Annotated in this window: 11 protein-coding genes; 7 read left to right on the top strand and 4 right to left on the bottom strand. The window is 59.1% G+C overall.

Annotated elements, in window-relative coordinates; genetic code table 11:
• Nucleotides 1–582: a L,D-transpeptidase gene (locus SLH49_RS17770; protein WP_320270499.1), complete on the top strand. Its 582-nt coding sequence runs from the start codon at nucleotides 1–3 to the stop codon at nucleotides 580–582.
• 73 nt (nucleotides 583–655) lie between these two features.
• Here the strand turns inward: SLH49_RS17770 and SLH49_RS17765 are convergent, their stop codons facing one another.
• From SLH49_RS17765 to SLH49_RS17750, 4 genes are all read right to left on the bottom strand, one after another.
• Nucleotides 656–1,969 carry a serine/threonine-protein kinase gene (locus SLH49_RS17765; RefSeq protein WP_320270498.1) on the bottom strand — a complete coding sequence of 438 codons (1,314 nt, stop codon included), beginning with the start codon at nucleotides 1,967–1,969 and terminating at the stop codon, nucleotides 656–658.
• Between the two features lie 305 nt (nucleotides 1,970–2,274).
• The gene (locus tag SLH49_RS17760; protein WP_320270497.1) at nucleotides 2,275–3,999 is read right to left on the bottom strand and encodes a hypothetical protein; all 1,725 of its coding nucleotides are present in this window, start codon (nucleotides 3,997–3,999) and stop codon (nucleotides 2,275–2,277) included.
• 110 nt (nucleotides 4,000–4,109) lie between these two features.
• Nucleotides 4,110–5,195, bottom strand: a complete 1,086-nt coding sequence (hemH, locus tag SLH49_RS17755) for a ferrochelatase (protein WP_320270496.1) — start codon at nucleotides 5,193–5,195, stop codon at nucleotides 4,110–4,112.
• Nucleotides 5,196–5,248: 53 nt separating this feature from the next.
• Nucleotides 5,249–6,073: a methyltransferase domain-containing protein gene (locus SLH49_RS17750; RefSeq protein ID WP_413785306.1), complete on the bottom strand. Its 825-nt coding sequence runs from the start codon at nucleotides 6,071–6,073 to the stop codon at nucleotides 5,249–5,251.
• 22 nt (nucleotides 6,074–6,095) lie between these two features.
• Here SLH49_RS17750 and SLH49_RS17745 point away from each other — a divergent pair, with 22 nt between their 5' ends.
• The 6 genes from SLH49_RS17745 (at nucleotide 6,096) to urtB (ending at nucleotide 12,019) form a co-directional block, all read left to right on the top strand.
• Nucleotides 6,096–6,818 carry a double zinc ribbon domain-containing protein gene (locus SLH49_RS17745; RefSeq protein ID WP_320270494.1) on the top strand — a complete coding sequence of 241 codons (723 nt, stop codon included), beginning with the start codon at nucleotides 6,096–6,098 and terminating at the stop codon, nucleotides 6,816–6,818.
• A 32-nt stretch (nucleotides 6,819–6,850) separates the two neighbouring features.
• Nucleotides 6,851–7,108 (top strand): glutaredoxin 3, encoded by a 258-nt coding sequence (grxC, locus tag SLH49_RS17740; protein WP_320270493.1) that lies wholly within the window; start codon nucleotides 6,851–6,853, stop codon nucleotides 7,106–7,108.
• Nucleotides 7,105–7,935 (top strand): carbon-nitrogen hydrolase family protein, encoded by an 831-nt coding sequence (locus SLH49_RS17735; protein WP_320270492.1) that lies wholly within the window; start codon nucleotides 7,105–7,107, stop codon nucleotides 7,933–7,935. Before grxC ends, SLH49_RS17735 begins: the two co-directional genes overlap by 4 nt.
• Nucleotides 7,935–8,378, top strand: coding sequence for a MarR family winged helix-turn-helix transcriptional regulator (locus tag SLH49_RS17730; RefSeq protein WP_320239721.1), 444 nt, complete (start codon nucleotides 7,935–7,937; stop codon nucleotides 8,376–8,378). The genes SLH49_RS17735 and SLH49_RS17730 overlap by 1 nt, the downstream gene beginning before the upstream one ends.
• Nucleotides 8,379–8,730: 352 nt before the next feature.
• Entirely contained in the window at nucleotides 8,731–10,011 is a 1,281-nt protein-coding gene (urtA, locus tag SLH49_RS17725; protein WP_320270491.1) for an urea ABC transporter substrate-binding protein, read from the top strand.
• A gap of 67 nt (nucleotides 10,012–10,078) precedes the next feature.
• Entirely contained in the window at nucleotides 10,079–12,019 is a 1,941-nt protein-coding gene (gene urtB / locus SLH49_RS17720; protein WP_320270490.1) for an urea ABC transporter permease subunit UrtB, read from the top strand.
• Nucleotides 12,020–12,099: the final 80 nt, after the last annotated feature.

The raw sequence follows: 12,099 nt of genomic DNA, 5'->3' as shown, positions 1-12,099 counted from the left end.
ATGAAGAATGCACTGTCGCGCCGCGGTTTTCTGGCCGGGTCTGCCGCGATGATCGGGACAGGCGCCGCCGCCCAGACGGCGGGCACAACCGAAATGGAAAGCGATATCTCGCAAGGGGTCCAGCGCAATATTTCGAGCTTTCGCTCGCTCGACTGGCGGCCTTACTTTGACAACCTCGACAATGGGGCGATCCTTGTCGATATCCAGTCGCGTGCGCTGCATTACTGGTCAGAGGATGAGTCGATCTACAAGCTTTATCCAACCAGCGTGCCCTTGACCGAGGATCTGACACGGACGGGTCGGACGTCGATCACGCGCAAGGTCGAAGGGCCAAGTTGGGCACCGACCCCGGCGATGAAGCTGCGCAACCCAGAATGGCCTGACTTTATCGGTCCTGGCCCGGACAATCCGCTGGGCACGCATGCGCTGCACCTGACCTGGCGCTACTACCGCATTCACGGCACACATGATACGCGCAAGATTGGCCGCCGGTCATCGAATGGCTGCATCGGTCTTTACAATGAGCAGATTGCAGAACTCTACAACTTCTCGCAGGTCGGAACGCAGGTGCTCCTTATCTGAGGTCCGCAAAATAGTAGTGAAAAAAAACAGGGCGCCACGGGGCGCCCTTGTTGTTTGAAATGACTTCGTGCGGCTAGTTCATACCGCGCCGAAAGATCCGGTCCGAGATAAAGGACCGAATGCGCGAACGCTGCTGGATGGGCTCCGGCACAATGACAGGCATCTGTTTTGGCGCGCGTGGCTTGCTTGGTGTGGTCGCCTCAGGCTCAACACTCTTCGGCCGCTCGCGCCGGTTCTTTTTGGTTTCGATGGTTGAGGTTTCGGCGTTGAACTCCTCAACCCATTTTGGCGCTGTGACACGGGGCTGGCTCGTGACTGGCTGGCTTGTCAGCGTCTTTCCTTCACGCGGCTGCGAATTGCGCACGAATTCGTTCGTTTCGCTGACCAATCGTGTCAGCGTCTTTTCCAGCTTGTTGTCCTTGGGCTGCTGGATCGGTTTTGAGAGCGTGAGTGGCTTTTCAGTTGAGATCAGCGCCGACCATTCGCGGGCCGTCTGTATGCGGTCCTTAGGCAGGATGCGCATCGCCTTGTCGATTGCCGCGAGGAATTCGGGTTCATATTCATCAAAACGTCCCGCTAGTGGCACGCATGGGTCAGGGTTGTTGCCTGCAAATTCAGCCATGCGGGTTTGGCTGTTGGGCGGGGCAGACCCGGTGATCAGGTGATAGAATGTGGCACCGAGCGCATAAAGGTCACTGCTGGGTGATTGTTTGCCACCGGCAAAGTAAAATTCCTGCGGCGAGTACCCGTCTTTGACAACCAGAACCGCCGAGAGCGCGCGCGTCTCGCGGCTCGCCTCTTCGCGGGCAGCGCCAAAGTCGATCAGAACCGGGCTGCCCCACTTGTCGAGCAAGATATTGTCCGGCGCGATATCGCGGTGCAGTAGGTCGTTCTGATGAACCAGATCGACCGCGTCGAGCACCTTGATCAGCGTGGCCTTCACCTGCGCTGGCGAAAGCGTCTGCGATTTGTCCTTGATGATGTCGAGCAGATCGCGGCCATCGATCCGATCAAGCACTAGATAGGCGGTTTCATTGTCTTCAAAGATGCGATGGACGCCAACAATGTTCGGGTGGCGCATCTTGGCGATGCTGCGCGCCTCGCGCATGAACATCTCGACAATAGCGCGGTATTTTTCGTGGTTCGAATGCGACCGAACGAAGACGCGGTTTCCATTACGGCGGCAAAAGACTTCGGGGAAGCATTCCTTGATCACAACGCTCCGCTCCAGGTAATTATCCTGGGCGAGGTAAGTGATGCCAAAGCCGCCATTGCTGAGTGGTCGCGTGATGGTGAACTGATCGCCGAGCAGAGTCGTACCGTTCGGAAGCGCTTCGCTTTGCTCCGAAGGAGTATCCGTGCCTTTCTGCTTTGTCGCGGTCGCCATGTTTCACCAAACTCCGCCTAAAAATGCGGTCCCAACACAAAAACAAGCTAAGAAAATTTCGTTCTGAAATATGGTTTGTTTGCGGCTTCCATTGGAAAAGTTGTGGGTTTTTAGATTAATGCAATGCAACGAGCGTGATTTTTACATTTAAATCAGATGCTTGTGAGGGCATGACTTTGGGTAACCTTTGCGGGACGGCTGAGCCTAGGCGCAACTGACGGGTGATCCTTTCAGGCGCGTTTCCGCCGCTTGCCAAAGTGATTCTGATGCGCCCTAAGCGTGAAATTCGCGGGGAGGTTTTCGCCTCAGCGCGATGAAAGACGGTTAAGCCTGATCGGATCATCGCTGAAAAAGATGCTGATGCCGGGCCGGATGGTCAGCGTGTCCCCCTCGCAGGTGTAGCGTGCGGCTAACGGGTCTTCGTCCGTGACCGGCTCGTCGGTCGAGACCTCCTGGCTTTCCGGGCCGGAGCCACCCACGCTGCCGGTAATCGTCGCCTCCCAGATATTGCGCTCGGTACACAGCGACATCCGACGGCCATTCGTACCCCAGCGCCCGCGATCTTCGTTGACGCGGATATCCATCGTGATCTCAAATTCATTCGCGCCGTCATTGCCGCGCCCGGACATCGTCATGGGGCGATTGCTGGAAAAGGTGCCGTCCGCCGCGAATGTGTAGGTTTCCGTGTGGACATCGACCTGATCAATCGACCCGCCGCCCATGGTCGCAAAGCCTCGCATCATGCTCATGAAGGGTGAGCTGCGAAAATCCTCGGCAGCGTCCAGCACTTCCCAATGGCCGACCACGCATTGATCCACGCCGCCCAGCACCGCGCCGCAAGCGAGCGAACAGGTTTCTTCGCGGAACTGCACGCCATATTGATAATCGTCATCGGTGTCGGAAAACCCAATTACAACAAAGGTGTGCGTATCCTGACAAGGGACCTCAACCTCGAACCCATCCGCCATGTTGCGCCAACCGCGTGTCGGATTGCCGCTTTCATCAAGTTGGGTCCAATAGGCGATGGTGCCGGGCTGCCCGGTGATGGCCCAGACACCCGAACTTAGCGTCACATGATGCCGCATCATCTGCGCCCGCCCGCGCGGGGCCAGCACATCGGCATTGTCCGTCTCAGGCGGGATGACAGCGGCCTCGACCGGGGCATTGCGCGTTGGGGCAACTCGCCGCCTGTCGCGGGTGAAGATGTTGCGTTCCGTGTAAGTGATGGCGAATTCCACCCATTGCGCCGGGGTCAGTGCATCAATGACACCTTCGACGGTTTCCGAGATGTCCGGCAGACCTTGCAGATAGGGGATAATGGCGTCGACCCCCCGGCTTTGCGCAAGCCAAGCGAATAGTACCCAGGCCTCGTCTTCCAACTCATTGAACGGGATGCGCGCGACGTTGTCTTCAAACCGGTCGACAAAGCTGTGGGTCACCCCGGAATAGACCTGATGCTCAAACCATGTGGCAGAGCCTTCGATGGCCCATTCAGGGCTTGCCAGGTAAAGATTGGTCGCCATCGCCGCCTGAATGCAGTGGAAGAATTCGTGCGCCACAGTCGGCCCGATTTCGGCGGCCCAATCTGCTGCCGACCATGACGTTTCCAGCAAGACGACGTGGCAGACGCCGCCCCGTGATAGGGTCTCACCATAAGCGCCAGAGCCATCCGCGCTTGGCCCCGCGACGATGAACTCAACCGCGCGTCCCGGATCGACCGGCCCCGCCGCCAAGAGCGACGTTGCGCTGTCCGTTTCCTGCAAAGCGGTGAAGACAGCATCCAGAAAACCGGGCGGTACCGCCGCGTCCGCTGCCGCGGTCACCCGCGCCGGGACACCTGTTGTCGGTAAAGTGCCTTCCCAATGGGCGTTGCAATCTCCCAGCGCCAAAGCCAGTTGGTCAGGATATCCGTCCCGCGCAAACCCGGCCAATGAGGCTGAGCATTGCTCAGTTTGCGCCAATAGCGGCGGGCTAAAAAAGAGAACCGTGAATAAGGCAAAGGCGAGAGTGGAAAGGGATTTGCGCATCATGACCTCGGCAATCGTCAGCCCGGATGAGCGCGAGCAAGCCCTATCATCCGGCAAACACGTCTTGTCAGGTCACTCTATCGCCAAAACGCTCACGATCAACGGCGCCGACCCTAACCAAGCCAGCCCTTGAGGTTGCGCTCAATCACACCGGACAGGGCATCGATATGGGCCGGGTCGTCGTTGAGGCATGGAATGTAGGTGAAATGATCGCCGCCCGCCTCTTCAAAGCTTTCCTTGATCTCTTCGTTGATCTCTTCGAGCGTTTCGATGCAGTCGGCAGAGAAGGCCGGTGCGCAGACGGCAATGTTTTTGACGCCCTCTTCCTCGGCCAGGCGCGCGACCTCTTCGACCGTGTAGGGTTTCAACCATTCTTCGGGGCCGAAACGCGACTGGAAGGTGGTGACAATCTGCGTGTCGTCCCAGCCCAAGCGTTCTTTCAAAAGCCGTGTCGTTTTCTGGCATTGGCAATGATAGGGGTCGCCTTCGCGCAGGTAGCGTTCCGGGACGCCGTGATAGCTGCAGATCAGCTTTTCCGGTTTGGTTTCAGCTGCGGCATAGGCGCGTTCGATGGATTGGGCGAGCGCTTCGATATAGGCGGGTTCGGCGAAGTAAGGCTCAACCACGCGGGCGACGGGCTGCCACTTTTCCTCCATCAACGCGCGAAAGAACTGGTCATTGGCGGTGGCTGATGTGGCGCCAGCGTAATGGGGGTAGAGGGGGAAGAACAGGATTTTGGTGCAGCCCGCCTCGACCATTTCGCGGACCTTGGATTTGGTTGAGGGGTTGCCGTAGCGCATGCAGAAATCGACGCGTACGTCGTCGCCGTAGCGGGCGACCATCTGCTTTTTGATGGCCGCCGTCTGCTGTTTCGTGATCGTCATCAGCGGGCTTTCATCCGCCTCTTCATTCCAGATGGATTTGTATGCGGCGCCCGACGAAAAGGGCCGTTTTGACAGGATCACAAGCTGCAAAAGCGGCTGCCAGATCCAAGCGGAGTAATCGATGACGCGCTTGTCGGACAGAAATTCGTTCAGGTAACGCCGCATGGACCAGTAGTCAGTCGCATCTGGCGTCCCGAGATTGGCCAATAGGATGCCAACGCGGGCCGGTTTGACGGGCGGGTGATCCGCCTTGGCATGCACCGGGCATGTGGCGGGGCGCTCTTCGGCTTGGCTTTGTGCGTCAAACATTTTCATTGCCCTCTTAGGTAGCGCGCTTGGCGTGTTATTTAAATGGGATACGCGCGGGATCAATCATTGGACCTATTTAAGGGCGTCTCAATCGTTCCCAATGCGTCGGCCAGTCGCGCCTGCGCGCTGCCGGGGCGCAGGGGTTGCTGTTGTGTGTCCGATGGGGCCCAGCCTGTGAGTGTGATGATCTCAAACGTTGCATCGACGCGGTTATCGGCGTTGCGGAAATGCTCGGCGTAGATTTGTGAGGCTTTGATAAGGGTCGCGCGGCGTGTGGTGTGTTTGATCCGCTGGGTCAAAGCGTTGTTTTCGCCCATTTTTCGTAGGTCATGCATCAAATGAAACGCGTTGGCATAGCTGACATTGAGCGCGTTGCTGTCGGCGACTGGCATCGCAAAACCGGCCCGTTGCAACAGCCCGCCAAGGTCGCGGATTTCGCCCATCGGCGCGATCCGGGGGGAGAGGCCGCCGGTGACCTCGGCCTCGGCCTCCGCCAGTGATGTACGCAATTCGTGCAGGGTCTGGCCGCCAAGGAAGGTGCATAAGAGCAGCCCGTCAGGTTTCAGCGCGTGGCGGGATTGGACAAGCTGGCCGACGGGATCATTGGCCCAGTGCAGACACATGGCGTGCAGGACCAGATCATGCGCTTGCGGCTGCAGGTCCAGCATCTCATCATCTGCGACAATCGTGGCATCGGGAAAGCGTGCGCGCCAGAAATCGGGGAAACCAGTGACAACCGCGATGGATTTAAAGGTTCTGTTAACCTCGTTCAGTCTTTCCTGAAGCGCGTCAGCCGCGTGATCCTGCAGGAAAAGCGCATCAGGTTCGGCACGGCTCCGATTGCGCAGAAGCGCTGCGCGGTCAGTGATTTGCGGCATATTCATGCGCGTCATTTAGGGTGGTTTCATGCGGTTGCAAAGCGTCATTCGGGCCATTTACCCCGCGCAATGCGTCGCTTGCGATGAACCGACCGAGGCTGAGTTCGGACTATGCGGTGCGTGCTGGCGTGAGACGAAGTTTATCGGCGGATTGGTCTGCGACACGTGCGGCGTGCCCTTGCCGGGTGAGGATACGGGCGAAGTTGTGCAATGCGATGATTGCATGACCATTGCGCGGCCATGGGACAGGGGCCGGGCGGCCCTGATCTATACCGGCATCGGGCGGCGTTTGGTGTTACGCATGAAACACGGCGACCGCACCGACCTTGCGCGACCCGCGGCCATGTGGATGACCCACGCGGCGCGACCGCTTTTGCGGGGTGATACGGTGCTGGTGCCGGTACCGTTGCATTGGGCACGGCTGGCGCGCCGCCGCTACAATCAGGCAGCACTGCTGGGCCATATGCTGGGGCGCGTGCTTGAGCGGCCGGTCTGTGCGGATGCGTTGCTGCGGCCCAAAAAGACCACGCCGCTTGAAGGGCACAGCAGGGATGCGCGATTTGAGACGCTGTCCGGCGCGATCATTCCGAACCCCAAGCGGCAAGGCCAGATTGCGGGTAAATCGGTTCTCTTGGTGGACGACGTGATGACGTCTGGGGCAACGCTTGCCGCCTCTGCCGAGGCTGCGCGCACTGCCGGTGCCGCAAACGTGTCGATTGTTACACTGGCAAGAGTGGTTAAAGACGCCTAGATCAAGGGAAAATCCAGTGCGGGACCACGAATATGGCCAATGTTGAAATCTACACCAAACCCACTTGCGGCTTTTGCTTCATGGCAAAACGCCTGCTGCAATCGAAAGATGTGAGCTTTGCCGAGGTCAATATCTCGGCCCAGCCGGAGCGCCGCGCCGAGATGATCCAGCGTGCCAATGGCGGCAGTACCGTGCCGCAGATCTTCATCGCCGGCACCCATGTGGGTGGCTGCGATGATCTGATGGCGCTTGAGCGTGCGGGCAAGCTGGACGCATTGCTGGCTGCATGAAGGCCGCACTGCTTCAACTGAATGTCGGCGATGATCCGGCGGCAAATCTGCCCCGGACATTGGATCTGATTGCCGAGGCGGCGGGCAAAGGTGCGGGTTTTGTCCTGACGCCAGAGGTGACCAATTGTGTTTCGCAGAACCGCAAGCATCAGGTACGCGTGCTCCAGCAAGAGGCGGACGATCCGACCCTGCATGCGCTGCGCGAGGCGGCGATCCGCCATGGTATCTGGCTGTCGATTGGGTCGCTCGCGTTGAAAACGGATGATCCCGATGGCCGTTTTGCCAACAGGTCATTCCTGATTGACGCCGCTGGGCAGATCGTGGCCCGCTATGACAAGATCCATATGTTTGATGTGACCGTGTCAGACACCGAAACGTACCGTGAGTCGGCGGGGTACCGCCCCGGCACGCAGGCCGTCGTTGCCGACACACCCTTTGCCAAGATCGGGCTGAGCATTTGCTACGATATTCGCTTTGCCTACCTCTACCGCGCGTTGGCGCAAGCTGGAGCGGAGGTGCTTTTAGTGCCCTCGGCTTTCTCGCCTGTGACGGGTGCGGCCCATTGGGAGCCGCTTTTGCGCGCCCGCGCCATCGAGACCGGGTCTTACGTGCTGGCCGCCGCGCAGACCGGGACGCATGCGGCGCAATCAGGCAAAGCGCGCACGACTTATGGGCATTCCATGGCGATCTCGCCCTGGGGTGAGGTTTTGCTGGACATGTGCACCAAGCCCGGCGTGGGTTTGGTTGATCTTTCCCTCGCGGAAGTGGCACAAAGCCGAAAACGTATCGCGGCCCTGAGCCACGATCGCCCATTTGAAGGCCCTTGATGTCCGACGCCTCTGACAGTCTTGCCGTTTCGCTTTTCAGCGAAATCCTGATGGTGGACCAACTGGCCCGCGCCAATGTCGCGCGGGTGCTACCCAAGGGTATGGAATTGTCGCACTTTTCCGTGCTGAACCATCTGGCGCATGCGGGCGTCGAGCGGTCACCGGCGCAATTGGCCAAGACCTTTCATCTGACCCGCGGGGCGATGACCAATACGTTGCACAAGCTCGAATGGGCTGGCTGGGTCCATATTCGCCCGGATTGGGAAGACGCGCGGCGTAAGATGGTGGCGATCAGCCCGTCCGGCCAGGCCGCCCGCGATGCAGCGCTTGCCGCGATTGCGCCGGTCATTGCCGAAGTGGTTCAAAAGGTCGGCAATGACAAAATTCGGGCGGCTTTGCCTGTCTTGCGCGAAATGCGGTTGAAGCTCAGCGTGGTGGAGTGACGGCTCGCGCGCCCGGCTTGGCAAGCGAGAATCCTGCCCTATGCCTCGTTCTTCTCACGGAACCGCCGTGCGATTAAAGCATGAGCATTTCGTCATCATTCGCCCAATAATTCAGCGGAATGCTGGGGTCATTTCTCGAACTGCTTAAATCTCTGGCCAATTTTAGGCGTTTCACGTCACTTGCAGTTGCTCACCAAAAGGCGAGCCGCGCGGATGGCATCCCGGCAGATCGCTACACCCGCGCGACGACAACATCACTGCTGCGGTTCCTGCCTTCGGGGATTGGCTTTTCGTTGAAAAGGTGCCTGGCGCCTCTTTTGAAATCCGCAGCGACAATGGGGACCTTAAGTCTATGACGATTAAAACTTCTGCTCTTGCTTTGACAGCCCTTCTGGGCACAACGGCCATGGCTGCCGCCGAATGCGCTGACCCGATCAAGGTTGGTGTGCTGCATTCGCTGTCGGGCACGATGGCGATCTCTGAAACCACGCTGAAAGACACGATGCTGCTTTTGATTGAAGAGCAGAACGCCGCAGGCGGCTTGCTGGATTGTGAGATTGAGGCGGTCGTGGTCGACCCCGCCTCTGACTGGCCGCTTTTTGCGGAAAAGGCGCGCGAATTGCTGACCGTGCACGAGGTGGACGTGATCTTCGGCAACTGGACATCCGTGTCGCGTAAATCCGTGCTGCCAGTGATTGAGGAACTGAACGGTCTTCTGTTCTATCCCGTGCAATATGAGGGCGAGGAAAGCTCCAAGAACGTGTTCTACACCGGTGCGGCGCCAAACCAGCAGGCGATCCCGGCTACCGACTATTTCCTTGAGGAACTGGGCGTTGAGAAATTCGCGCTTCTGGGCACCGACTACGTCTATCCGCGCACCACGAACAACATTCTTGAGGCTTACCTGCAGGATAACGGCATCCCTGCCGAAGACATCTTTGTGAACTACACGCCTTTCGGCCATTCCGATTGGGCGACGATTGTGGCTGACGTGGTCGCGCTGGGTGCTGACGGCAAGCAGGTTGGTGTGATTTCCACCATCAATGGTGACGCCAATATCGGCTTCTACAAGGAACTCGCCGCTGCCGGTATCTCAGCCGATGATATCCCCGTTGTCGCCTTCTCAGTGGGTGAGGAAGAGCTTTCGGGTCTCGATACATCCGACCTTGTCGGTCACTTGGCTGCATGGAACTACTTCCAATCCGCTGAATCGGAGGCCAATGAGGCTTGGGTCGCAGCGTGGAAAGCCAAGATGGGTGAAGAGCGCGTGACCAACGACCCGATGGAGGCCCATTACATCGGCTTTAACATGTGGGTGAATGCGGTGACCGGTGCGGGCACGACGGATGTCGATGCGGTGCGTGAAGCCATGTATGGTCAGGAATTCCCGAACCTGACCGGTGGTACCGCCGTGATGCTGCCAAACCATCACCTCGCCAAGCCTGTCCTGATCGGCGAAATCACTGCCGATGGTCAGTTCGACATCATCAGCCAGACCGCGGAAGTGCCCGGCGATGCCTGGACCGACTATCTGCCTGAATCGGCTGTTCTGAAGTCCGATTGGGAGACACTGGGTTGCGGGATGTACAACACCGAGACCGAGACCTGCGTGCAGCTGACCTCGAACTACTAAACGAAAACCGGTGCGGGGCGCGTTGCGTGCCGCATCGAAACGCCTGACAGACCGGCTCAAGAGACCCATGTTCCGACGGATTTTTCTGGCCCTTGCGCTGTGGTTGACGCTGCCTGTGATGGTTCAGGCGCAAAGCGTGCAGGACATCCTGCAAACCCACGCAGAAGAGGTTCTGAAACCTGGCCGCCGGTCCGTGGGCGTGGTGCTGGACGACCTGATCGCCAGTGGTTTGCCGCAAGTGGTCCCGTTTCTGGAGGCCTGGCGCGACCGCGAGATTGTGCAGCGCGAAAGTGATGGCTTGTTCTTCCGCGTGATCGCCGAGGGCGATACGGCCACGATCGCGGACCTCGATACCGGTGCCGAGGAGCAAGCCGCCGAGAACGACTTGACCGAATCCCGCCCGAATGGCGGTGTGCGTCGCGCGATTGGCGACGCGCTGGTTCAATTCCAGCTTTCCGACCCCGATATCGCCAAACGGCAGGCCGCGGTGGACGCCATTGCCCGCAGCATGGATGTGAGCCAGCTTGAGCCGCTGCGAGCCTCCATCGAAGGTGAGCCGGATGCTGCACTGAAAGCGGTCAAAACCCGTCTGGCGGGCATGCTTGCAGCCCTGTTTGCCGACACAAGCGAGGAACGTGTTGCCGCGATTGACGCGCTCTCGTCCGACCTCTCCGTCGATGTCCGCGCCGTGCTCAACCGGATCCTCGCCACGGAAGATGCGGTCGCCGAAGCGCTCCCTGAAGATGCCAATGTGGCTGAAGTGCTGGTGGTTGGCGGTGACCTGAAGCAGGCCGATGCCTACGCACGGCTTGTCGCTGCTAACCTTGCCCCGCCCTTGGTCTCAAACGACGATATCCGCGATGCCCTGATCGCCAATATCGCGGGTGGCGAAGTGGGCGGTGTACCGATCCACGCACTCGATACCGACGCGGCACGCGGGCTGGCCTATGATGCACTTGCGCGCGATGGTCTGGTGCCGGAACGGGTGAAACCGCAGGCGCAAATCGATGCTGTCGCCGCCCATGTCTTTTTCGCATCTTACAGCGAACCCGACGTGGCCGCAACTGATGCCGCCCGCGCCGCCCTTGACGCGATTGAAACGCGCGTCGGCTTTAGCCAAGCCGCCGATCTGGGCCTTGATGCCCTCTCGCTCGCTTCGATCTATTTTCTCGCCGCCATTGGGCTGGCCATCACCTTTGGCGTGATGGGTGTGATCAACATGGCCCATGGCGAGTTCATCATGATGGGCGCCTATACCGGTTTTGTCGTCCAGCAATTCGTGCCCGATTACACGGTTTCGATCGTCATCGCCCTGCCGCTGGCCTTTGCGATTACCTTTGGCGCGGGTGTGGCGATGGAACGACTGGTGATCCGGTATCTCTATCACCGCCCGCTGGAAACCTTGCTCGCCACCTTTGGCATCTCAATCGCCTTGCAGCAATTGGCCAAGAATATCTTCGGCACACAAGCCCGCCCGTTGACCTCGCCTGAATGGCTCGACGGAGCGCTGGTCATCAACGATGTCATTGCCATCAGCTATATCCGCATCGCGATTTTCGTGATGGCGCTGATGTTTCTCGCCCTGATCCTTTTCGTCCTCAAACGCACGCGGCTTGGGCTGGAGGTACGCGCCGTCACCCAGAACCCGGGCATGGCCGCCTCGATGGGGATTAATCCGGATCGGATTAACATGCTAACCTTTGGCCTTGGTTCCGGCATTGCCGGGATCGCAGGCGTCGCGATTGGCCTTTATGCCAAAGTCACGTCTGAGATGGGCGCAGATTACATCGTCCAATCCTTCATGACAGTCGTCGTTGGTGGCGTTGGCAATGTCTGGGGCACGCTCGCAGGTGCCTCACTCATCGGGTTTCTGCAAAAGGGGATCGAGTGGATGAACCCCTCGAACACCCTCGCAGCGCAAACCTACATGATCCTCTTCATCATCCTCTTCATCCAGTTCCGGCCCAAGGGCATTGTCGCCCTCAAAGGTCGGGCGGCAGCGGATTAACCCCATGTTCCATCTTCATCTTGGCCAAAAAACTCTGGGGGTGTCTGAGGGGGCAAAGCCCCCTCAGCGTGGCGACGCCG

It is taken from the genome of Cognatiyoonia sp. IB215446 (assembly GCF_033963825.1).
GTDB lineage: Bacteria > Pseudomonadota > Alphaproteobacteria > Rhodobacterales > Rhodobacteraceae > Yoonia.
Note: the sequence above shows the minus strand (reverse complement) of the source record. Positions and strands in the feature narration are given on the sequence as shown.